Consider the following 22,189-nt stretch of genomic DNA (forward strand, 5'->3'; position numbering starts at 1 on the left):
CGGCGCTCTCTCACGCTCTCATATCTCGCGTCTCATATATGACGTACGAAGTACGACGCGTTGAAGTTAGGCCGCGGCCGGGTCGGCGTCAAGGCCATAAGTAGGTCAACTGCCCGATCCGGTAAGGGCTCCTCAGACCTCACCCTGGCCGTACGAGAAAGGGTTCGAGCATGGGCTGGGCGGCGGGTGCGGTACTGCGGGACCGCAATGCGGGGCTCTATTTGTCGGGGGTGGTCGTGTCGGGCTTCGGCACGTCCGCGATGTGGCTGGCGGCCGGCATCTGGGTCAAGTCGCTGACCGGCTCGGACAGTCTGGCCGCGCTGACGACGTTCGCGATGTGGGCGCCGATGCTGGTCGGCCCGCTGCTGGGGACGGTGGCCGACCGGGTGCGCAGACGGCCGCTGCTGATCTGGACGAATCTCGTGATGTCGGTGCTGCTGCTGCCGCTGCTCGCCCTCGACTCGGCGGCGCGGGTGTGGATCCTCTTCGCGGTGCTGACGGTGTACGGAGTGAGCTGGGTGGTGCACGACGCCGCCGAGGCCGGGCTGGTCGCCGCGGCCGTGGACAGCCGTCTGCTCGGCGACTTCAACGGACTGCGGATGACGGCGAACGAGGGCATGAAGCTGATCGCGCCGCTGGCGGGAGCGGGACTCTTCGCCCGGTTCGGCGGGCAGTCGGTGGCCCTGCTCGACGCGGCGTCCTTCGCGCTGGCCGCCTGGATCTTCGCGCTGCTGCGGGTACGGGAGGAGCGTCCCTCCCGCGCGGCCGGAGCCGATTGGAGGTCGGACACCGCCGAGGGCGCCCGGTATCTGTGGCGCTCACCGATGCTGCGCCAGCTCGTCCTCGCGGGCGGCGCGCTCATGCTGCTCGCGGGCCTGAACGGCGCGCTGACGTTCGCGGTGACCGACAAGGTGTTGGGCCACTCCCCTGCGTTCGTGGGCCTGTTGTACGCGGTTCAGGGCGTGGGTTCCGTACTGAGCGGCCTGCTGGCCGGTCCGCTGCTGCGACGGCTTCCGGAGCGGGTCTTCGTCGCCGCGGGCATTGGGGTGTTCGGCATGGCGGTCGGGCTGCGGGCGCTGCCGTACGACGCGACGGCGCTGATGTGCAGTGCGGCGATCGGGCTCGGCCTGCCGTGCGCGCTGATCGCCGCGATGACGGCGGTGCAGCGCGAAACCCCTGCCGCGGTCCTCGGTCGCACGGCGGCGACTGCCAACACCCTGATCTTCGTCCCGAACGCGGTGTCGCTGGCGGTGGGAGCGGGGCTGGTGGCGCTGGTCGACGTACGGGTGCTGGTGGTGGTGGTTGGCGGGGCGGGGGTCGGGTTGGGCTTGGTGCTGCTGCGGTCCGCGCGGGGGCGGGGCGACGCCTGCGGCGTTCAGCCCAGCCGGGACACCGCGTCCGCCACGGACACCAGGTCCGCGTCCGACGCCAACCCCGCGTGATACAGCCGCAATTCGTTCGCGCCGAGCGCGGCCGCCCGCGCCCCGTCCTCCGCCAGCGTCCCCGGGCTCCCGCCCATCCCGCTGACGACCGTGAAGTTCGCGGCCAGCACCGCCCCGGCCCCGGCCACGCCCTGCTCCGCGAACAGCGTGAGCAACTCCGCACCGCCCGTGCACGGCACGACCACGCCGTCCGCGACGGACAGAATGTGCGCCGGGTCGACGCCTGCGTTGGCGCCGCAGTGGTGGGCGACGGGGTCGGCGTGCAGCAGCACCTGGAAACCGTCGGGGGCGGCGGCCCGCACCGCCGCGACGGCGGACTCCTGGAGCGTGCGGGCCACTCGCGCCCTGAACTCCAGCGTCGCCGCCGCGAGTTCCCCGCCGAGCAGCTTCTCGGTACCGGCGTCGGCGGGCGCGGCCCCCGCCCAGACGGGCTCGAGCGCGCTGCGCACGGCGGCGCCGAGAAGATCCGGCTCCAGGCCCTGCTCCGCATACCCGTCCCGGCACCACGCGCAGAAGCACAGCGACATCAGATACTGCGCCGCATCACCCAGCCCAACGCCCGCGATCTTGTCGTGCGCGTGCAGATGCGCGAGGCCGTACCAGCCGCAGGACTCCAGCTCGGTGCCCCGCGCGCCCGGCCGCGTCGCCGCCTCGGCCGCGAGGCCGACGAGAAGGGCCCGCACACGAGGCTGGGCGATGCAGGGCGCCCACGGGTAGCGGTCGCCGTATGCGTTGACGACGGAGGTGTCCGAATATTCGGCGCCCAGGCGGGAGTTGTGGGCGAGGACCACCCAGGTGTGGACCTCGAGCCCGGCGTCCGTCAGGGCCGCTGCGGCCTCCGCGTACGCGTCTCCGGCGGCCCAGTCCCCCGCGGCGTACGGACGCAGCTCATGGCCCGCCCAGCGCTCCTCGTCCATCTCGTACAGCACGGCGGCGTGCTGCGCGGTGACGATCCGGTGCCGGGGGTGGCGCGGGGTCAGGGCTCGTGTGGAGTGGTAGGCGGCAGCGAGGGTGACCTGCTGGACGCCGAGGTCCGCGATGCGGGCCGCCGCGTCCGGGTCACCGACGACGTCCCACGGGTAGAGGAAGGCGGAGGTCTTCACGCGCCGTCCTCCAGCAGGGCACGGCCGCGCTCGATCAGTTCGGCGAGGGCGGTGATGTGCCCGGGGAGGGGTTCGCTCAGCGGCGGCCGCACTTCGCCGACGTCCAGGCCTTCGAGCCGTACGCCCGCCTTGACGAGCGAGACGGCGTAGCCGCGGCCGAGGTTGCGCAGTTCGACCAGCGGTCCGTAGAAGCCGTCGAGCAGCCGGTTGACGGTCTTGTCGTCGCCGGTGATCAGCGCGCGGTAGAAGGCGAGCGCGATGTCGGGGGCGAAGGCGAAGACGGCGGAGGAGTACAGGGTGATGCCGATGCCGCGGTAGGCGAGGCCGGTGAGTTCGGCGGTGGGCAGCCCGTTGAAGTAGAGGAAGTCCTCGTCGGGCAGCTCGCGGCGGACGGCGCCGACGATGCGCTGCATCAGATCGAGGTCGCCGTAGCCGTCCTTGAGGCCGATGATGCCGTCGACCTGGGCGAGTTCGACGACGGTCTCGGGGGTGAAGACGGCGTTGTCGCGCTGGTAGACGATGACGTCGAGTGAGGTGGCTTCGGCGAGTGCGGTGTAGTGCCGCAGCAGCCCGGCCTGGTCGGCGACGACGAGATAGGGCGGCATCGCGAGCAGTCCGTCCGCGCCGGCGGCTTCGGCGATCTTCGCGAACTGGACGGCGAGCGCCGTGCCGTAGCCCGCGCCTGCGACGACCGGCACCTCGCCCGCGGTCTCCGCGACGGCCGCGGCGATGCAGTCGCCGAACTCCTCGGGGGTCAGGGCGTGGAACTCGCCCGTGCCGCAGCATGCGAAGACCGCGGCCGCGCCGGAGTCGATGCCGCGTCTCACATGGGTGCGGAAGGCATCGAGGTCGAGGGCGCCGTCCGGTCCGTACGCGGTGACGGGGAAGAACAGCGGTCCTTCGACCCGGGTGAGCCGGGCGGCGAGCGGGGCTGAGGTCACGGGCGCTCCCTGGGCCGTGCACCGAGCCGTGGGGCCCGTGCACAATTCTGATCGACGTCCATATTTCTGAACGCCGTTACGCTAAGGCAGCCGCGCGGGCCGGGTCAAGACGGAAACCCGCAACTCAGAGGCGGAGTCGGCCCCTCCGCGCCACACTTGACGGTGTCCGGACCACTCCCTAGCGTGTCCATGCATGTGAATGCCGTCTACGGACCTGAGCGTTTCGAGGAGATCCATCCATGCCCGCTCCCCGCACCGTCCTGCTCACCGGCGCCGCCGGCGGCCTCGGCACGCTGATGCGGGGGCTCCTGCCCGCGTACGGCTACGAGCTCCGGCTCTTCGATGCCACCCCCATAGAGGGCGTGCCGGACGCGATCACCGCCGACCTCGCCGACAAAGAGGCGCTGCGCCGAGCGGTACGGGGCGTCGACGCGATCATCCACCTCGCCGGCATCTCCCTGGAAGCCTCGTTCGAGAAGATCCTCCGCGCGAACATCGAAGGCACGTACAACCTCTACGAGGCGGCCCGCGAAGAAGGCGTCGAGCGCATCGTCTTCGCCTCCAGCAATCACGCGGTCGGCTTCACCCCCCGCCCCCAGGGGGACGACCCCCTGATCCCCATCGACACCCCGCGCCGCCCCGACACGTACTACGGCCTGTCCAAGTGCTTCGGCGAGGACCTGGCCCAGCTCCAGTGGGACCTGCACGGCGTTCAGACCGTCTCCGTCCGTATCGGCTCCTGCTTCATGGAGCCCACGTCGGTGCGGATGCTGTCGGTCTGGCTGAGCCCCGGCGACGGCGCCCGCCTCTTCCATGCGGCGCTCACCGCCGAGAACGTCGGCCACACCGTGGTCTACGGATCGTCCGCCAACACCCGCCTGTGGTGGGACCTTTCGACGGCCCGCTCCCTCGGCTACGAGCCGCAGGACGACTCGGAGCAGTACGCCGAGAAGCTCGTCGCGGAACAGGGCGAACTCGACCCGGACAACCCGGACCACGCACATCTGGGCGGCCACTTCACCACCAACCCGCCCCGGTGGCCCTACTGACGGGCCGGGGCTTCGGCAACGAGCGCACGGCCCGCAACCACCCGCGCAACAGATGGCCGAAGGGGTCGCCCGGGTGATCGTCCAAAGGTAAGGGAACGGTAAAGCGCCCTCGCTCGTTACCCCTGGCATGACCGCTATGACCCCCGGCTCGAACATCCCTCTCTCCGCCGCGCGCGTGGCGGTGGACGTCGCCGCCCCGGTGCGGCTCGACGTATCGGGCCTGCTGCTCACCGCCGACGGCAAGGTGCGCTCCGACGACGACTTCATCTTCTACAACCAGCCGGCGGGCCCCGGCGTCAGCTACCGATCCGGCGGAGGCACCGCCCCCGACGCGATCGTGGTGGACACCTCCGCCGTCCCGCCCGGCATCGAGAAGATCGTCGTCACGGCGAGCCCGGACGCCGCGGGCCAGACCTTCCAGGGCATCGAGCCCACCGCCACCATCCGCAATGCCGACGACGGCAGCGCGCTCGCCACCTTCACCCCGCCGCAGCTCGGCGCCGAGACCGCACTGGTCGTCGTGGAGATCTATCTCCGCAACGGCGCCTGGAAAGCCCGCGCGGTCGGCCAGGGCTATGCGAACGGGCTCGCGGGCATCGCCACCGACTTCGGCGTCTCCGTCGACGAGGAGCCCGCTGCCGCCCCCGCAGCGCCCGCTCCCGTCGCCGCCGCGCCCGTCGCACCGGCCCCGCCGGTCGACCCGCGTCTCGCCGCGGCCGCGCCGCCCCCGCCCGCGGCTCCCCCGGCGGCTCCGGCCCCCGGCGCCGGAAAGATCAACCTGGACAAGGGCCGCGTCAGCCTCCAGAAGAACCAGACGGTTTCGCTGGTCAAGGGCGGCCGCCCGCTGCTGTCCCAGGTCAAGATGGGCCTCGGCTGGGAGCCCGCCTTCCGCGGCAAGGACATCGACCTCGACGCCTCCGTCATCGCCTACGGCCCGAACCGCAACCACGTGGACAGCTGCTACTTCGGCAAGCTGTCGATCCTGAACGGCGCGATCAAGCACTCCGGCGACAATCTGACGGGCGAGGGTGCGGGTGACGACGAGGTGATCGTCGTGGATCTCGGCCGGATCCCGGCCGATGTGACGGGTCTGGTCTTCACCGTCAATTCCTTCTCGGGACAGAAGTTCACCGAGGTGGCCAAAGCCTACTGCCGACTGATCGACGCGGCGTCGGGCGAGGAGCTGGTCCGCTTCGATCTGACAGGCGCGGAGCCGCAGACCGGCGTGATGATGGCCAAGTTGATCAAGCAGTTCTCCGGCGAATGGGAGATGACTGCGATGGGTGAGTTCGCGAAGTCCCGCACGGTGCGGGGCATGGTCAAGCCCGCCGCCCAGGCGCTGTGACCCCAGCAGGCACTGCGACGACCGACACCGCCGGGCCCGCCACCGCTTCAGGTGATGGCGGGCCCGGCGGCCACGGTCTTCAGAGTTTGGCCAGCTTGGAGTACGGGCTCAGGATTCTTCCCTGACGCCCCGAGAAGTCGACAAGCACGGCGGCGTTGTCTCCTTCGACTGCGATGACTCTTCCGAGCCCGAACTGATCGTGCGAGACCCGGTCGCCCACCTCGTACTGCTCAATCGGCGGGGCGGCCGCGGCCGGTTTGTTGAAGGGACTGGAGGGCAAATAGCGGCGGGATCCGGCTGACTTTGTCATTACCTGGAGTATGGGCCCTCGAGGGCCCGCCACGCCACGTCAGAACAGAGCGCTGTAGGCGTTGAGCGCCGGCTGACCGCCGAGATGGGCATAAAGCACCCTCGATCCGGAGCCGATTTCTCCGCGTTTCACCAGGTCGATCAGGCCCGCCATCGACTTCCCCTCGTACACCGGATCGGTCACCATCCCCTCGGTACGGGCCGCGAGCCGCATGGCCTCCAGCGTCGCTTCGTCCGGAATGCCGTAGGTCCCCGCGTGGTAACGCTCGTCCAGCTCGATGTCCGAGTCCCGCAGTTCACGCTCCACCCCGATGAGTGAGGCGGTGTTGCGAGCGATTCGCCCAATCTGTTCCCTTGTGCGCTCCGGCGCGGCGGACGCGTCGATGCCGATCACACGCCTCGGCGGGCCGCCCGCCTCTTCGAGCGCGGCGAAGCCCGCAACCATCCCGGCCTGTGTGCTGCCGGTCACCGAGCACACCACGACGGTGTCGAAGAACACACCGGCCGCCCGCTCCTGCTCGGCCACTTCGTACGCCCAGTTCGCGAAGCCGAGACCGCCCAGCGGATGGTCGGAGGCCCCGGCCGGGATCGCGTACGGCCGGCCGCCGCGCTCCTCGACCTCGCGCAGCGCCCGCTCCCAGCTCTCCTTGACGCCGATCCCGAACCCGGCGCGCACAAGGCGGACGTCGGCGCCCGCGAGCCTGCTGATCAGGATGTTCCCGACCTTGTCGTAGACGGAGTCCGGCCAGTCGACCCAGCTCTCCTGAATCAGCACACAGCCGAGCCCGACGCGGGCGGCGACGGCCGCGACCTGACGGGTGTGGTTCGACTGCACACCGCCGATGGACACCAGGGTGTCGCAGCCCTTGGCGAGGGCGTCGGCGACGAGGTACTCCAGCTTGCGGGTCTTGTTGCCGCCGTAGGCGATGCCGGAATTGCAGTCCTCACGCTTGGCCCAGATCTCGGCGCCGCCGAGATGGCGGGTCAGCCGGTCGAGCCGGTGCACGGGTGAGGGCCCGAACAGCAGTGGACAGCGCTCGTACGACGTGATCGACATGCGGGCTCCCTCGGTCAGACCGTGCCGTATTCAGCCGATTCATCCGATTCATCGGCGAGTTCTTCGAGCGCGTGCCAGATCCGCGCGGTGATACGGGCCGCCGCGTCGGCGTCCGCTTCGGCGCAGGCGTCGATGAGCCGGTCGTGCAGCCGGGCCGACTCCAGCGCGCTCGCCTCCGCGAACTGCCGCCACTCCAGCCGGCGGATCAGCGGGGTGTGGCGCGCGATCGTGGCCGCGACGGCGCGGTTGCCGCAGGTCCGCACGAGCACGTCGTGCAGCTCGTCGTCGGCCTGCAGGGCCTCGCCGACGGCGCCGGTGCGGGTGGCGCTCTCGAAGCGGGCATTCGCCTCGCGCATCGCGTCGATGTCAGCGGGCGTGAGCAGCGGCACGGCGGCGCGGGCGGCCAGCTCGTGCATCGCGCCTACGACGACGGCGGCCTCGCGCACGGCCCGCGGTTCGAGCCGCGTCACGCGCGTATAGCTCTGCGGCTTGGTCTCGACGAGCCCCTCCTCGGCGAGCCGCGCGAGCGCCTCGCGCACCGGGGCACGCGAGAGCCCGAGCCGCTCGGCGAGATCGGCGTCGCGCACGGGGTCCCCGGGCGGCAGCTCGCCTCGCACGATGGCGTCGCGGATGGCCGCGTACGCCGTGTCGCGCAGCAGGGTCCTCGGTACAGGCCTGAGTGCTCCCATGAACTGAAATGTTAGATGTCAATCCATGGGAGCACAACGGCTGCCCTCAGGTCCAGAGCCAGTAGGCGTCCCGGCCCCTGCATCGCCGACTACGATGCCGTTGACCACATACAGTCGCGACGGATCGACCGCAACGCTATATACCGGCTGAAGCCCCGACTCGGTGACGCTCTTTACCCGGTCCAAGCCAATAGCGCCGTCGTAACCGTGCATCTCACTTCGCGCTCTGGAACAGCGGGTACTTGCTGACGACTTCATGGCCGGCAATCACACTCCGCGCGTGAACTCTTACGGGCCGTTCCCGAACGATGCTCGCAACTCCGAGCCGCAGTAGGGCATCTGACACCTGAACCGCCAGGGTCTCTGACACCGTGGCGTACTCCACTGATCCGTGCAGCGTCCCACGGGGGTTGACGCTCCTTCGCACGCATACATGGCAAGCCGGTACGCCCGTACCGCCAAGACGGTACGGGCGTGCCACCGCGCGAGTGTCGAAGAACCGGCTAGTCGCGCTGCGAGTGGCGCTTCCAGGGTCCGGTGATGGCGAGCATGATGCCCGGAGTCTGAATGTTGGCGTAAAGCGTCCGTCCGTCGGGCGAGAAGACGACACCGGTGAACTCGCTGAACTCCGGCTCCTCTTCGGTGCCGATGTTCAGTTCGTTGCGGGCGATCGGATACGTGCGCCCGCGCTCCGTCGCGCCGAACAGGTGCTGGACGCCCTCGCCGTCCTCGGCGATGACGAGACCGCCGTACGGCGAGACGGTGATGTTGTCGGGGCCGTCGAACGCGCCGTCCTTGGACGGGTCCGGGTTGACGCCGAGCAGCACCTTCAGGGTGAGGGTGCGGCGCTTGGGGTCGTAGAACCAGACCTGGCCGTCGTGCTGGACGGGGCTCTCCTCACGGGCGTACGAGGAGACGATGTACACGCCTCCGTCACCCCACCACATGCCTTCGAGCTTGCGGGCGCGGGTGATGTCCTTGTCCGCGAACTGCTTGCGCACGGAGGTGGTGCGGCCGTCGCGGTCGGGCACGTCGATCCAGTCGACGCCGTAGACCGTGCCGATCTTCGTGGCGCGCGAGAGGTCGTCGACGAACTGGCCGCCGGAGTCGTAGCACTTGGTCGCCTGGAGTACGCCCGCGTCGTCGGCGAGGTGCCTGAGGTGTCCGCGGCCGTGCTGGAAGCCCTGCGGCGGGACCCAGCGGAAGAGCAGGCCGTTCGGGCCCGATGCGTCCTCGGTCAGATAGGCGTGGCCGCGCTTGGGGTCGATGACGACGGCCTCGTGGGCGTACCGGCCGAAGGCCTTGACGGGCTTCGGGTCGCGGTTGGCGCGCCGGTCGTAGGGGTCGACCTCGAAGACATAACCGTGGTCCTTGGTCATGCCGTTCTTGCCGGCGAGGTCCTCGGTCTCCTCGCAGGTGAGCCAGGTGCCCCACGGGGTGCGGCCGCCGGCGCAGTTGGTGGAGGTGCCCGCGATGCCGACCCACTGGGCGACCTCGCCGCTGCGGTGGACCTCGACGACCGAGCAGCCGCCGGACGCGGCCGGGTCGTAGACGAGACCGTCGCTGAGCGGGACCGGGTACTTCCAGCCGGAGCGGGGGCCCTTGAGCTCGTGGTTGATGACGAGGAGGGTCACTCCGCGCGGGCCGTCGAAGGTGGCCGTGCCGTCGTGGTTGGAGGGGGTGAACTCACCCGAGTCCAGCTTGGTGACACCGCTGTGCGTGATGATCCGGTAGCTGAACCCGGCGGGCAGCGCGAGGATCTTCTCGGGGTCGGGGAGCAGCGGTCCGTAGCCGGGCCCGTGGTGGTGGCCGGCGGTGTCGACGCTTCCGGCGGCCTCGGCCGTGTCCTCCGCGGCGAGTGCGCCGGGCGCGGTGGCGAGCGAGCCGACGACGCCCGTGAGGGCGACGCCGGCGCCGGTGAGCGCGGATTGTTTGGTGAATTCCCTGCGGGTGAGCGGCATCGAGTACTCCTGAAGGAACGCATCCGGCTGGCTGATGACGGGCACACACTTCCGCTCGCGTATAAACGGCAATTGAACTCCGACCGACATCGAGAGGCCCCGCTGTCCATGAATGCCCCAGTGCGCTTGCCGGCCACCGGCCGCCGTGTCCTCGTCAGCGGAGCCTCACGGGGCCTGGGCCGGGCCGTCGCCCAGGCTTTCGCCGCGAACGGCGACCGAGTGGCCGTGCACTACGGATCTCGCGAGGACGAGGCGCGCCTCACCCTGGATTCCCTCGCCGGTACGGGACATGTGCTGGTCGGAGGTGATCTGTCGGACCCGGCCGGGGCGGCGGCGATCGCCGCACGCGCAGCGGACGGGCTCGGCGGCCTCGATGTGCTCATCAACAACGCGGCCGTCAACGTGCCGCATCCGCTCGCCGAGACGCCGTACGAGCAGTGGGCGGAGCTGTGGCAGCGTCATGTATCGGTCAATCTCCTTGCTACGGCGAATCTCAGCCATCTGGCCGCACGCCGGATGATCGATGCGGCATCGGGCGGACGGATCGTCAACATCGGCTCCCGCGGGGCCTTCCGCGGGGAGCCGGACCATCCGGCGTACGGAGCGACGAAGGCCGCCGTGCATGCGCTCGGCCAGTCGCTCGCAGTGTCTCTCGCCCCGTACGGAATCGGGGTCGCATCCGTCGCACCAGGCTTCTTCGACACCGAGAGGGTGGCTCACCGGCTGAGCGGGGCCGAGGGGGATGCGATCCGTGCGCAGAGCCCCTTCGGGAGGGTGGCGTCGGCGGAGGAGATCGCGGCGGCCGTGCTGTGGCTGGCGTCGCCGATGGCCGAGTGGGCCTCGGGGGCGGTGCTCGACCTCAACGGGGCTTCGCATCTGCGTACCTGACGGTCCGTCCGGATAATCTTCGTAAAGAAGGTCATCAGGAACGGATCATCACCAATCCCAAGATTTAGTGCGGTACTCCTTGACCCCCGACGGGCGTGGCAATAGACATGCCCTACACCTGCATCACCTGCGGGGGGAGGCGAGCCATTCCGGATGGACGTGAAACGGGCTCGCGAACTCCATGAGAGCCGGCTCATGCAGCTGGCCAATGTGACCGGTGTCGGTACCGGGAGGGACGAGCACTCGGGCGAGGACGTGATCGTCGTCTTCGTCACCCGCAAAGTGCCCCGCGACCGGCTCCGGGAAGAAGACGTGGTTCCCGCACAGCTCGAGGGCGTACCGGTGCGCGTGCTCGCCATCGGTGAAGTCACCGCCCATGACCAGGAGCACTGAGGGAACCCCTTCGGACCAGGGGAAGAGGTGGTCTGGCGTGACGAGCCAGCCCGAAATGATGCGAGGACCGACCGGCGGGCAAGTAAGTGACAGCTCCCGGCAACAGGCGATGAGCGACTTCCTGCGACCGCAGGCTCCGCTCGCCAATGTCGTCGGCTTCGGCCACGGCGTGAAGTGGAGTGACGGACGGCCCACGGGCGAAGAGGCCGTGCTCGTCTTCGTGACCCAGAAGGTCCCGGAGTCGATGCTGCCCGAGCGGGATGTGATCCCGCAGCAGATGGACGACGGAACACCGACCGATGTGATGGCGGTCGGCCATGTCTCCGCCCAGCGCCGGCAGCGGCCGCAGCAGCCGCGCCGCGGGGTGGAGCCGGAGGCCGCGTACCGGCCGGACGGCAGCGTCGCGGAGCAGCTCGCTCAGCTGTCGCAGCCGCTGCTCGAAGAGCTTCGTGAGATGGGCACGCTGGAGCCGCAGCTGCTGCGGCGCCGGCTGCGGCCCGCGCCCTCCGGTATCTCGGTCGGCAATGTACGGGTGACGGCCGGGACGCTCGGCACTGTGGTGTACGACTTCCTGCCCGGGGCCACGACGGATCCGCCGGGGCCGGGGCTCGGTGTGCCGGGGAAGTTCTACATCCTGAGCAACAACCATGTGCTCGCCGACTCCAACCGCGCGCAGCTGGGCAGCCCGATCGTACAGCCCGGTGTGTTCGACGGAGGCCAGGACCCGGCGGACCGGATCGCGACACTGGACCGGTTCATCACCATCCAGTTCGCACCGCAGATCCCGCCGGCGCAGCACAACAACGTCGTCGACGCGGCGCTCGGCAAGGTCGAGTTCGAGGACGCGACGCGCGAGCAGTACTTCGGCGCCGCACCGCGGGCCTGGCGGCGCAAGGCGAATGTGGCGGTCGGCGACCTGGTCAAGAAGACCGGGCGTACGACGAACGTCAGCTTCGGCCGGATCGTGGCGGTGGACGCGACGATCGACGTCAACTACGGCACGGCGGGGACGGCCCGCTTCAAGGACCAGATCCTGACGACGAACATCTCGGCGGGCGGCGACTCCGGTTCGCTGGTGACCTCGTTCGACAACGTCGCGCTCGGTCTGCTGTTCGCCGGTTCCTCGGTGGTGACCGTGGCCAACCACATCGAGAACGTCCGCGCGCTGCTGCGCGTCGAGATCGCCGAGCAGCTGGCCTGACGGGGAGAGGCACCATGACCACACAGGCACGCAAGCAGAAGGGCGGCGGCGCGCAGGCTCACGCCGAGCACCGCTATCTCAACCCGCAGGGCGCGGAGGTCAAGACCCGCGACGAGGCGTTCGCCAAGCCGATGGAGGTCTCCGCGGAGGCGCTCCAGGCGACGGCGAAGCTGGAACTGCACAACGGTCAGGTCACCTTCGCGATCGAGCTGAAGTACAACCCGAACACCTACCCGCACGTGGTGACGGGCGGCCAGATCACGTCGGGCATCTGCGGCGCCCCGTGGAACATCACGGGCGGCACGATCGGCGACCAGCTCCGGCTGGACGCGAAGCGGGCGGGCCAGGGCTCGTGCGCGAACACGATCACGATCGTGGGTGAGTACCAGAACCCGCCGGCGTACCGGGGTACGTACGGCTTCGAGGGCGCGACGTCGTCGTTCAAGCACACGACACGGTACGAGTGCTGACGATCCCTCCGGGCGGGCGACGCGCTGCGCGAGGCGCCGCCCGCCACGTCACCGACCCGGGGCTCCGCCCCGGACCCGGCGGACTTGCCCCGGTGCCCGGTCCGCGCCCGGCCCTGGGGGCTCGCCTCCTCGCGCCGCGAGGCGTGCGCGTCCCGAGGCCCGGGGCGTCAACCCCCGCCCACCCCAGAGCTCGCGCCCGCAGGGGACCGGGGGGTCCGCGCGCCCAGGGGGGCCTGCCGCCTCCCGCGCCGCGAAGCGTGCGTCCCCGAGGCTCGGTCGCCAGGCCCAAGCCTGGGAGTTACCCCTTCGCGCCGCGAAGCCTGCGCCCCCGCGCCGAGTGTCCGGGGCCTGCCTCCGCGCCGCGCGTCCCCGAGGCCCGGTCGGGGGCCCGAGCCTGAGGGCTTGCCCTCGCGCCGCGAAGCGTGCGCACCCCGGGCGTACCCCCGCGTCGCGAAGCGTGCGCGTCCCCGCGGCCGGTCCGGGCCTGCGGGCTTGCCGCCCTTCGCGCCGCGAAGCGTGCGCGCCCGCGGGGCGCGGGTGCGTCAGCCCCCGCCCAGCCCGTCGGGGGCTGAGCCCCCCCACGCGGCGGAGCCGCAAATGTCACAGCCGGGAAGGGGCGGGGTGGGGAAACGTCAACCCCCCGACCGCGACCGCGCCTTGAACGCCGCCTTCCGGGCCTCCTTCGCCACCCGCTTGTCCGGGTGCAGCCTCCCCATCGCCTCCAGCACCTCCGCCGTCGCGGGATGCTCCACCCGCCACGCCGCATCGAAGAAGCCGCTGTGCTGGCCGACCAGGCCCTCCACCAGGCCCTGGAGTTCCTCCAGGTCCCCCTCCGCGTCCAGCTGCGCCGCAATCGTGTCGATCGCCAGCCAGAAGATCATCGACTCCGGCGGCGCCGGCACATCCGCCGCGCCCCGTTCCACCAGCCAGACCCGCGCCAAACCGCCCAGTTCCGCGTCGTCGAGTACCGCTCGGACCGCCGGTTCGGCCTGCGGGCCCACCAGGGTCAGCGCCTGCTGGCAGTGCAGGCGCCGCAGTGGGGCTCCCTCGTCCGCGCCCCGCGCCGCCGCCAGCAGATCGCGCGCCGAGTCGGCGGGCACACGCCGGGCGAGCCACTGTTCCGTCTCCGCCCGCGCCGCCAGCTCCGGGAAGCCCGCAAGCCCGTCAAGGAGCACGTCCGCGCCCTTGTCCGCCAGCTCCCCCACCGCCGGCGCGTCGATCCCCGCCTCCAGCATCCGGGCCCTGATGCCGTAGAGCCCGAGCGGCGTGAGCTTGACCATCCCGTACCGGGAGACGTCCTCGTCGTCGACGGGCGGCGCGGGCTCCTCGCCCTCCTCCGCCATCAACGCCTCGTCCACCGGCCGGTATTCGACCAGACCGACCGGCTCGAACAGCTGGAACTGGTCGTCCAGCCGCATCATCGCGACCGACACCTGCTCCAGTACGTCGTCGGTCGGCTCGCCCATGTCGTCGGGCACGATCATCGACGCCGCGAGCGCGGGCAGCGGCACCGGCTGGTCGCCGGCGCCGCCCTCCGTGACGGTCAGCAGATACAGGTTCCCGAGGACCCCGTCGAGGAATTCGGCCTCTGCGTCCGGGTCCCAGTCCAGTGCCTCGTAGTCGATCTGGCCGTCTTCGCCGATCGCGTCGGCCAGATCGTCCAGGACCGGCGCGATGGCATCGGCGTGCACGGCCTCCAGCGCGTCCAGCCAGATCGCGAGGATCTCCTGCGGCGAGCCCGAGGTGATCAGCGCGAGGTTCTCGCCCGCCGCGGCCGTGCCGTACTCGGCGTCGTCGTCGGCCGGGTCCTCGACCTCGACGAGCCCGGTGTCGACGGCTGCGCGCCATGCCTCGCTCGCATACGCGGGGCCGTCGTCCTCGGCCCCGAGTCCCAGCTCTTCGGCGGCCGCGGGCAGCTGCTCGTCGACGAGTTCACCACCCGCGCCGACCCTTGTGTCCGGCCCCGCCCAGCGGGCGAGCCGGACGGCCCTGGTCAGCAGCGGCGTGGCCAGCGCGTCCCGCGCCAGTTCCGCTTCCGAGTGCAGCCGAACCGGCGGCAGGGTGGGGCGGTCTTCGGGCATCTGGTGCTTCTCCTCGGGGCGTACGGGGTCCGGGCGGCCCCCAGCGTAGACGTATTTCACCGGGTTTCGCCGCGCCCGGGGAGTGTGCGCCTGCCCGCCGGGACGCACCCCGCGCCGCCCGCACGCCCCCCGAATGCCCTCTGAGCGCCGTCGGCAATCCGCCCGAGCACCGCCCGTACGCCTCCGGCACGAGGCCCGCGCACCGGTTCACCGTCCCGTCCCCCTCCGTACACCCGTCCACTCTTGACAACTCCCCCGCGCAGCAAAGAGATTGACGCGCGTAGAACCACCGCACCACCCCTCGACCCTCACATCCGGAGAACCTTGATGCCTTCCTCCGTCATACCGAGAACCGCCGCCGTCGCGGCCGTCGTCTCCGCCGCGCTGGCCGCCGGCCTGCTCGCCGGCTCCTCCGCCGCATCCGCGGCCGAGGTCCGGATCCATGACATCCAGGGCTCCACCCGGATTTCCCCGCTGACCGGCCAGCAGGTGACCGGGGTCCCCGGCATCGTCACGGGCGTACGGACCTACGGCTCGAAGGGCTTCTGGTTCCAGGACCCGCAGGCCGACGACAACCCGGCCACCAGCGAGGGTGTCTTCGTCTACACGGGCTCCACCCCGACCGTCGCGGCCGGCGACAGCGTGCTCGTCTCCGGCACGGTCGGCGAGTACATTCCCGGCGGCACGACCTCCGGCAACCAGTCGCTCACGCAGATCGCCAAGCCCACCGTCACCGTGGTCTCCTCCGGCAACGCGCTGCCCGCGCCGGTCAGGATCTCCGCCTGGTCGGTGCCCTCGGAGTACGCCCCCTCCGGCGACGCGGCCGCGGGCAACAGCATCAACGCGCTCCCGCTCGACCCCGACACGTACGCCCTGGACTACTACGAGTCCCTGGAGGGCACCGACGTACGCATCGGCACCTCCCGCGTCGTCGGCGCCACCGACCCGTTCGCCGAGCTGTGGGTGACGGTGAAGCCGTTCGAGAACCGCACCCACCGCGGCGGCACGCTCTACAGCTCGTACACCGCGCAGAACACCGGCCGGCTCCAGATCCAGCAGCTGGCGCCGCTCGCCGAGAAGCCCTTCCCCAAGGCGAACGTCGGTGATGTGCTCTCCGGGACGACCGAAGGCCCCCTGGACTTCAACCAGTTCGGCGGCTACACGATCACCGCGCGCACACTCGGCACGGTCACCGACCGGGGCCTGGAGCCCGAGGTGACGCGCAAGCAGAGCCGCGGCGAGCTCGCGGTCGCCACGTACAACGTGGAGAACCTCGACCCGAGCGACCCGCAGGAGAAGTTCGACGCACTGGCCAAGGCCGTCGTCAACAACCTCGCCTCGCCCGACATCCTCGCCCTGGAGGAGATCCAGGACGACAACGGCGCCAAGAACACCGGCATCGTAACGGCCGGCGAAACGGTGAAGAAGTTCACCGCGGCGATCGCGGCGGCCGGCGGCCCGGCGTACGAGTGGCGCAGCATCGACCCCGAGAACAACAAGGACGGCGGCGAGCCCGGCGGCAACATCCGCCAGGTCTTCCTCTTCAACCCCGAGCGGGTCTCCTTCACGGACCGCCCGGGCGGCGACGCGAAGACGCCGACCGCTGTCGTCGCGGGGGAGCGTGGCCGCGCGGCCCTGACGCTCTCCCCCGGCCGGATCGACCCGGCGAACACCGCCTGGGAGAACAGCCGCAAGCCGCTGGCCGGTGAGTTCACCTTCCGCGGCCGCACGGTCTTCGTGATCGCCAACCACTTCGGCTCGAAGGGCGGCGACGAGGGCCTGACCTCGCAGCACCAGCCGCCGAGCCGTTCCTCCGAGGCCAAGCGTCTGCTGCAGGCGCAGGCCGTGAACACCTTCGTCAAGGACATCATCAAGACCGACCGCCGCGCCGATGTCCTGGTCGTGGGCGACATCAACGACTTCGAGTTCTCGGCGACGACGAAGGCGCTGACCGACGGCGGCGCGCTCTACCCGGCGGTCAAGTCCCTTCCGCGCTCGGAGCGTTACTCGTACGTCTACCAGGGCAACAGCCAGGTTCTGGACCAGATCCTGACCAGCCCGGCGGTGGACGACTTCGCGTACGACAGCGTCCACATCAACGCGGAGTTCGCGGACCAGAACAGCGACCACGACCCGCAGGTGCTGCGCTTCCGTCCGTAACCTTCTTGCCCGCTACACGCCCGCGCGGAAGCTCAGCGCGGGCGTGTACCGGTTCACGCCGCCGCCGGTCACGCCGGGGAAGCTCTGCACCTTCGCCCACTGCGGACTGGTCGATCCCACCCCGGTACCGGGCGCGGCCAGCGCCTCGCGGTGTGCGTCGGCGCTCTCCCACTCGGCGTAGTTGAGCACCCGGGTCCCGTCCACGCTGATGTGGAAGTGCCCGGAGATCCCGCCGGGATGCAGCTTCGGGTCGCTCCTCAGCGCATCGAAGACACCGTCGACCCAGGTCCGCTGGCGCGCGGCGTCCGGTCCGTCGAACTCGACGTCGACGATCACGACGCAGCCGGGGATACGGCTGTCGTCCTCGTTGAGCGCCCCGCTGCGGTAGAGCTCGTACGAACGGAGCCCGAGCCGCTGGATGCCGGGTACGGCGGCGTCGATCTCGGCGTCCCTGTCGTCCCGGTGGCTGCGCAGGAACTCATGGAAGGCCTCCTCGTCCCTCCACTGCGTGTAGTGGAGAAGGCTCCTGCCGTCCTCACCGGTGTGGACGGTGTAGGACAGCAGTCCGGCATACGGCCAGTCCCTGCTGTCCCACACCTTGGAGATGGCGTCGACGGTCGCCCGCTGCCGCTCGGGCGTGCCGACGTCCCACAGCGACACCTTGACGACGCCGACGCCGGAACGGCCGATGTCGGGGCGGGCGTCGGGCCGCACGGTCACAATCACGTTTGCGCTCATGGCGCCATCGTGAAACGTCAACTGCGGTTGAGGTCAACTGCCCAGGCAGTGGTGTCCAGTTCGGCCGCGGTGCCCATGTCGAGATAGAAGGGAAGCGTCTGCTTCTCCTCGCCCGCGGCCGGCGCGATCACCAGATACGCACCGGGTTTGGGCGGATCGAAGGAGGTGACGCGGTTCGTCCAGTTCAGCACGGACACCGCGCTTTTGCCGGGCGCGAGCGTGATCGGCTCCGGGCCCCGGACCCTGCCGGCGTCCGCCTCGCCGTGCGTGATCTTCAGCTTGAGCGGTTCGCGGTCCTTGCCCAGGGCCCCGACCTGCGGATAGCCGTTGACGTGATACGTCCGCTTCCCGCAGTTCCTCAATGTGATGACCATGGCCCGGCGCCCCATCGCGGCATTCACCTCACCGTTGGTGATCACCACACCGGAGGCGGGGCACACCGCCGGGGTGGGCGTCGGACTCGGCATCGGAGTCGGAGTCGGCCCTGGCCGCGCGTCGTGCTGGCGCCGGGGGGACGCGGTGAGCGAGTCGGCCTTCACCCTCCACTTCCAGCTGGGATCCCCGGGTCCCTGGGGCGGCTCCGGGTCGCTCGCGCAGCCGCTCAGCACCACTGCCGCCACCAGGGCGGCCGTCACTCCCGCGGTCCGCCTCACAGCAGGTGCCCTCCGCCGTCCACGAGCAGGACCTCGCCGGTGATGTACGAGGCGTTGGTGAGGTCGAAGACCGCATCAGCGATGTCCTCGGCCCGGCCGACCCGGCGCAGCGGAACCGCATCGGCGACCCGCGCCTTGGCCTCGTCCGCGCCCTCGACCCCGTCGAACCAGGGCGTGTCGATGAACCCGGGCGCGACCGCGTTGACGCGCACGTCCGGCCCCAGCGTCTTGGCCAGCAGCGCCGTCATATGGTTGACGGCAGCCTTGCTCACGGCGTACGGGATCGAGCTTCCGCCGGGCCGCACACCGGCCTGCGAGGAGATGTTGACGACGCTGCCACCGCCGCTTGCCCGCAGATGGGGGACGGCGGCGGTGATGGTCTGCCAGACGCCGAGGACGTTGACGTCGAAGATGTCCCGCCAGACGTCGGGCGTCGCCGCGTCGAGGTCGTCGTGCGGGATGAAGCGGGTGATGCCGGCGCTGTTGACCAGGATGTCGAGCCGTCCGTACGCGGCGACGGCGGCCTCGACGAGCCGCGCGGACTCACCCTCCTCGGCCACGTTCGCCTGGACGTAGACCGCGTCCGGGAGCTCGTCCGCGAGCTTCCGGCCCGCCTGCGCCGAGTGGGCGGAGTTGACGACGACCCTGATCCCGGCGGCGGCCAGCCGGCGGGCGACGGCCTCGCCGATGCCGGACGACGAACCGGTCACCAGGGCCACACGCTGTTCAGTCATGTTCGGATTCCTCCCATGTCGGTCCTGCCTCGCCCGGAACCGATCATGTCAGAGGTGAATGCGTGATCCATGCCCGACCGACTATTCAGCTCTGCTTGCCCTTCATCCCAAGCAGATCTAAGTGGACCTTCAGTGTTGGCGGGCCGACACTGCGGAACATGACGACATCACGCCCCTTCGGCCGTGCGCTCTGCGCGATGATCACGCCCTTCACCGCCACCGGCGAGCTGGACCTGGCGGCAGCCGCCCGCCATGCGGTCCAGCTGGTGGCCGAAGGCTGCGACGGACTGGTCCTGAACGGCACAACCGGCGAGTCCCCGACCACGACCGACATGGAGAAGACCGCGCTGGTACGGGCCGTTTGCGAGGCGGTCGGCGACAGCGCGTCCGTCGTGGCGGGAGTCGGCAGCGCATCCACGCGGCACACCGTCGAGCTGGCACGCGCGGCCGAACAGGCAGGCGCGGACGGCCTGTTGGTCGTCACGCCGTACTACAGCCGCCCGCCCCAGGACGCGCTCGAAGCGCACTTCCGTACGGTCGCGGACGCGACGTCGCTCCCGGTGATGCTGTACGACATCCCCGGCCGCACCGGCACCCGTATCGAGGTCGACACGGTGCTGCGCCTGGCAGACCATCCGCGGATCGTGGCCGTCAAGGACTGCGCGTACGACCTGCTCGGCTCGGCCAAGGTGATCGCCCGCACCTCGCTGGCGTACTACTCGGGCGGCGAGGAGCTGAACCTGCCGCTGTACGCGGTGGGCGGCGCGGGCTACATCAGCACCGTGGCGAATGTGGCGCCGCGCCCGCTGCGCGCGGTGCTCGACGCGTACGACAAGGGCGACACCGCGGAGGCGGCCCGCCTCAACGGCCTCACGCTCCCGCTGGCCGAACTGATGATGGCCTCGGGCCTGCCGGGCACGGTGACGGCCAAGGCCCTGCTGGACGCGGGCCCGGTCCGCGAACCGCTGCAGCCCGCCGGCCGCGAGGCGGTCGACGGGCTGCGCGCTGCGTACGAGGAGCTGCTCGGCGCCTAGGGCCTGTCGTTCGGATCTTGCCGGGCTCGCGTGCCCTGGCACGCACTCCCCCGTAGCCCTTCGGGCACGGGAGGTGCCCCCACGCTGCGTTGTCGTCAGTCGCCGACGCTCCGCGTCGGCTCCATCCTCCGCCTTGCGATCGCACGCACCGCAGTGACATCAGCCGCTCCGCGGCGGGCCGCTCACTGATCCCGCCTGATCCAAACGACAGGCCCTAGTTGTGGCTGTGGAGCACCTCGTTGAGCCCGCCCCACACCGCGTTGTTCGGACGGGCCTCGACGGAGCCGGTGACCGAGTTCCGGCGGAAGAGGATGTTGCTCGCGCCGGACAGCTCGCGCGCCTTGACGATCTGCCCGTCGGGCATCGTCACCCGCGTCCCGGCGGTGACGTAAAGACCGGCCTCGACCACACACTCGTCGCCCAGCGCGATCCCGACGCCCGCCTCGGCACCGATCAGGCAGCGCTCACCGATGACGATCCGGACGTTGCCGCCGCCGGAGAGCGTGCCCATCGTCGACGCGCCGCCGCCGATGTCCGAGCCGTCGCCGACGACGACGCCCGCCGAGATACGGCCCTCGACCATTGACGTGCCGAGCGTGCCGGCGTTGAAGTTCACGAAGCCCTCGTGCATGACGGTCGTGCCCTCGGCGAGGTGCGCACCGAGGCGGACGCGGTCGGCGTCGGCGATGCGCACGCCCTTCGGCGCGACGTAGTCCGTCATCCGCGGGAACTTGTCGACGCTCGTCACGGCCAGGTGCAGGCCCTCGGCGCGAGCGTTCAGGCGAACCGTCTCCACCTGGTCGACGGCGACCGGGCCGAGCGAGGTCCAGGCGACGTTGGCGAGCAGCCCGAAGAGGCCGTCCAGGTTCTGGCCGTGCGGCTGTACGAGCCGGTGGCTCAGCAGGTGCAGGCGCAGATACGCGTCGTGGGCGTCCAGCGGCTTGTCGTCGAGCGAGGCGATGACCGTACGGACAGCGACGACCTCGACGCCACGGCGGACGTCGGGGCCGATCGCCTTGGCGGCGCCCCCGCCGAGCAGCTCGACGGCACGCTCGACGGTCAGCCGCTCGGTCCCGGCGGGGCCGGGCTCGGCGGCCAGCACGGGGGCGGGGAACCAGGTGTCGAGGACGGTGCCGTCGGCGGCGAGGGTGGCGAGCCCGGCGGCGACGGCGCCGGTGGTGCGAGGAGCAGTGGTGTCGGTCATGAGGAGAACCTAACCGGCAAGGCCGGGCGCGTGCGAACCGGTCTCACGTCCCGGTCGCCCCGGCCCCGCCCGTCCGGGGGCACTGGCTGCGGGCTCCGCAGCCGGGCACCCCGCGCCCGGGTCCGCAGCCACCGGACCGGTCGCACCCGCCCTATCCAGGGCGCCCCGCCAGAGACCAGAGCGGTCGGAAGCGACCCAGGACGCTTTGGTCGCTCGCCATGGCAGCCACGAAGCACAGCAGGTCAGCGGGCATCCCAGGGTCAAACGAACGCGACCTGGGCTGCAATGTTTCACCGGGCGATGATGGCGACGGGGGCGTCCCAGTCGCTGCGGTCGACGGTCAGAGTGACGCCCCCTCGGCTCTCTTTGCTGTTGACCGTGTACTGGTGCGCTCGCCTGTGGCCGGTCCACATTGTGGGGCTCCAGGGCCAGTCCCGCGTGGTGGTTCGCGTGCTGTCCCACAGTGCGTACCACATGATGTCCGGCATGTCGGTGCGGTCCTTGACGGTGGCGACGGCTGTCGCGCTGGTGGATTTGAACCCGTAGAAGCCGGCCCAGTAGCCCTTGGCATGCGCGGCCTTGTTCCACGCGCGGACGTAGGTGAGGACGGCGTTGTTGCAGGCGGAGTCGCTGATGTCGTACGGCTCCATGTCCAGGTACAGGGGGCTGCCCGCCTTCATGCCGAGGGCGGTCGCCTTGGCCACCGCGTCGGCGCCGTCCTTCGCTCCCTGCGTGGC

At 70.7% G+C, this 22,189-nt stretch carries 21 protein-coding genes; 9 read left to right on the forward strand and 12 right to left on the reverse strand.

Annotated elements, in window-relative coordinates; all coding sequences use genetic code 11:
* Positions 1–170: 170 nt before the first annotated feature.
* Entirely contained in the window at positions 171–1,442 is a 1,272-nt protein-coding gene (locus ABZS64_RS32690) for an MFS transporter (protein ID WP_355837533.1), read from the forward strand.
* Here ABZS64_RS32690 and ABZS64_RS32695 read toward each other — a convergent pair.
* Both ABZS64_RS32695 and ABZS64_RS32700 read right to left on the reverse strand, forming a co-directional pair.
* The gene (locus ABZS64_RS32695; protein ID WP_355837535.1) at positions 1,376–2,545 is read right to left on the reverse strand and encodes a hypothetical protein; all 1,170 of its coding nucleotides are present in this window, start codon (positions 2,543–2,545) and stop codon (positions 1,376–1,378) included. The two genes, ABZS64_RS32690 and ABZS64_RS32695, sit on opposite strands and share 67 nt — an antisense overlap.
* Positions 2,542–3,486: a 5-dehydro-4-deoxyglucarate dehydratase gene (locus tag ABZS64_RS32700; RefSeq protein WP_355837537.1), complete on the reverse strand. Its 945-nt coding sequence runs from the start codon at positions 3,484–3,486 to the stop codon at positions 2,542–2,544. The genes ABZS64_RS32695 and ABZS64_RS32700 overlap by 4 nt, the downstream gene beginning before the upstream one ends.
* Before the next feature lie 239 nt (positions 3,487–3,725).
* On the opposite strand from ABZS64_RS32700, the gene ABZS64_RS32705 reads away from it, so the two are divergent.
* Together ABZS64_RS32705 and ABZS64_RS32710 are read left to right on the forward strand one after the other, a co-directional pair.
* Positions 3,726–4,535 carry an NAD(P)-dependent oxidoreductase gene (locus ABZS64_RS32705; RefSeq protein WP_355837539.1) on the forward strand — a complete coding sequence of 270 codons (810 nt, stop codon included), beginning with the start codon at positions 3,726–3,728 and terminating at the stop codon, positions 4,533–4,535.
* Positions 4,536–4,662: 127 nt separating this feature from the next.
* Positions 4,663–5,880, forward strand: a complete 1,218-nt coding sequence (locus ABZS64_RS32710) for a TerD family protein (protein ID WP_355837541.1) — start codon at positions 4,663–4,665, stop codon at positions 5,878–5,880.
* Positions 5,881–5,959: 79 nt separating this feature from the next.
* Here ABZS64_RS32710 and ABZS64_RS32715 read toward each other — a convergent pair whose 3' ends face one another.
* From ABZS64_RS32715 to ABZS64_RS32730, 4 genes are all read right to left on the reverse strand, one after another.
* A complete protein-coding gene (locus tag ABZS64_RS32715) occupies positions 5,960–6,190 on the reverse strand; it encodes a hypothetical protein (RefSeq protein ID WP_215093417.1) in 231 nt (76 codons plus the stop codon).
* Positions 6,191–6,229: 39 nt separating this feature from the next.
* Positions 6,230–7,246 carry a 1-aminocyclopropane-1-carboxylate deaminase gene (locus tag ABZS64_RS32720; RefSeq protein ID WP_355837544.1) on the reverse strand — a complete coding sequence of 339 codons (1,017 nt, stop codon included), beginning with the start codon at positions 7,244–7,246 and terminating at the stop codon, positions 6,230–6,232.
* Between the two features lie 14 nt (positions 7,247–7,260).
* Entirely contained in the window at positions 7,261–7,935 is a 675-nt protein-coding gene (locus tag ABZS64_RS32725) for a GntR family transcriptional regulator (protein WP_355837546.1), read from the reverse strand.
* A gap of 503 nt (positions 7,936–8,438) precedes the next feature.
* A complete protein-coding gene (locus ABZS64_RS32730) occupies positions 8,439–9,896 on the reverse strand; it encodes an alkaline phosphatase PhoX (RefSeq protein ID WP_355837548.1) in 1,458 nt (485 codons plus the stop codon).
* 108 nt (positions 9,897–10,004) lie between these two features.
* Between ABZS64_RS32730 and ABZS64_RS32735 the strand changes: the two genes are divergently transcribed.
* The 4 genes from ABZS64_RS32735 (at position 10,005) to ABZS64_RS32750 (ending at position 12,848) form a co-directional block, all read left to right on the forward strand.
* Positions 10,005–10,784 (forward strand): SDR family oxidoreductase, encoded by a 780-nt coding sequence (locus ABZS64_RS32735; protein WP_355837550.1) that lies wholly within the window; start codon positions 10,005–10,007, stop codon positions 10,782–10,784.
* Positions 10,785–10,937: 153 nt separating this feature from the next.
* Positions 10,938–11,177 carry a hypothetical protein gene (locus tag ABZS64_RS32740; protein ID WP_355837552.1) on the forward strand — a complete coding sequence of 80 codons (240 nt, stop codon included), beginning with the start codon at positions 10,938–10,940 and terminating at the stop codon, positions 11,175–11,177.
* Between the two features lie 109 nt (positions 11,178–11,286).
* On the forward strand, positions 11,287–12,378 hold the full coding sequence (locus ABZS64_RS32745) for a hypothetical protein (protein WP_355837554.1): 1,092 nt from the start codon (positions 11,287–11,289) through the stop codon (positions 12,376–12,378).
* A gap of 14 nt (positions 12,379–12,392) precedes the next feature.
* Complete coding sequence (locus ABZS64_RS32750) at positions 12,393–12,848, forward strand: hypothetical protein (RefSeq protein WP_355837556.1); 456 nt, start codon at positions 12,393–12,395, stop codon at positions 12,846–12,848.
* A gap of 632 nt (positions 12,849–13,480) precedes the next feature.
* Here ABZS64_RS32750 and ABZS64_RS32755 read toward each other — a convergent pair.
* Positions 13,481–14,929: a hypothetical protein gene (locus tag ABZS64_RS32755; protein ID WP_355837558.1), complete on the reverse strand. Its 1,449-nt coding sequence runs from the start codon at positions 14,927–14,929 to the stop codon at positions 13,481–13,483.
* Positions 14,930–15,256: 327 nt separating this feature from the next.
* On the opposite strand from ABZS64_RS32755, the gene ABZS64_RS32760 reads away from it, so the two are divergent.
* On the forward strand, positions 15,257–17,089 hold the full coding sequence (locus tag ABZS64_RS32760; RefSeq protein ID WP_355837560.1) for an endonuclease/exonuclease/phosphatase: 1,833 nt from the start codon (positions 15,257–15,259) through the stop codon (positions 17,087–17,089).
* 12 nt (positions 17,090–17,101) lie between these two features.
* Here ABZS64_RS32760 and ABZS64_RS32765 read toward each other — a convergent pair whose 3' ends face one another.
* Genes ABZS64_RS32765 through ABZS64_RS32775 form a run of 3 tightly spaced genes read right to left on the reverse strand, consistent with a single transcriptional unit; the run spans position 17,102 to position 19,214 of the window.
* A complete protein-coding gene (locus ABZS64_RS32765; RefSeq protein WP_355837562.1) occupies positions 17,102–17,827 on the reverse strand; it encodes an antibiotic biosynthesis monooxygenase in 726 nt (241 codons plus the stop codon).
* 17 nt (positions 17,828–17,844) lie between these two features.
* Complete coding sequence (locus ABZS64_RS32770) at positions 17,845–18,480, reverse strand: DUF4232 domain-containing protein (RefSeq protein ID WP_355837564.1); 636 nt, start codon at positions 18,478–18,480, stop codon at positions 17,845–17,847.
* Positions 18,477–19,214 carry a glucose 1-dehydrogenase gene (locus tag ABZS64_RS32775; RefSeq protein ID WP_355837566.1) on the reverse strand — a complete coding sequence of 246 codons (738 nt, stop codon included), beginning with the start codon at positions 19,212–19,214 and terminating at the stop codon, positions 18,477–18,479. The genes ABZS64_RS32770 and ABZS64_RS32775 overlap by 4 nt, the downstream gene beginning before the upstream one ends.
* 158 nt (positions 19,215–19,372) lie before the next feature.
* Here ABZS64_RS32775 and dapA point away from each other — a divergent pair, with 158 nt between their 5' ends.
* Positions 19,373–20,248 carry a 4-hydroxy-tetrahydrodipicolinate synthase gene (gene dapA / locus ABZS64_RS32780; RefSeq protein WP_355837568.1) on the forward strand — a complete coding sequence of 292 codons (876 nt, stop codon included), beginning with the start codon at positions 19,373–19,375 and terminating at the stop codon, positions 20,246–20,248.
* Between the two features lie 214 nt (positions 20,249–20,462).
* On the opposite strand, the gene dapD is transcribed toward dapA, so the two are convergent.
* Positions 20,463–21,452, reverse strand: coding sequence for a 2,3,4,5-tetrahydropyridine-2,6-dicarboxylate N-succinyltransferase (gene dapD / locus ABZS64_RS32785; RefSeq protein WP_355837570.1), 990 nt, complete (start codon positions 21,450–21,452; stop codon positions 20,463–20,465).
* Between the two features lie 290 nt (positions 21,453–21,742).
* A partial coding sequence (locus tag ABZS64_RS32790) for a DUF1906 domain-containing protein (RefSeq protein ID WP_355837572.1) occupies positions 21,743–22,189 on the reverse strand: 447 nt, incomplete at its 5' end.

Source organism: Streptomyces sp. NPDC005408 (assembly GCF_040606445.1).
In the GTDB taxonomy this organism is placed as follows: domain Bacteria; phylum Actinomycetota; class Actinomycetes; order Streptomycetales; family Streptomycetaceae; genus Streptomyces.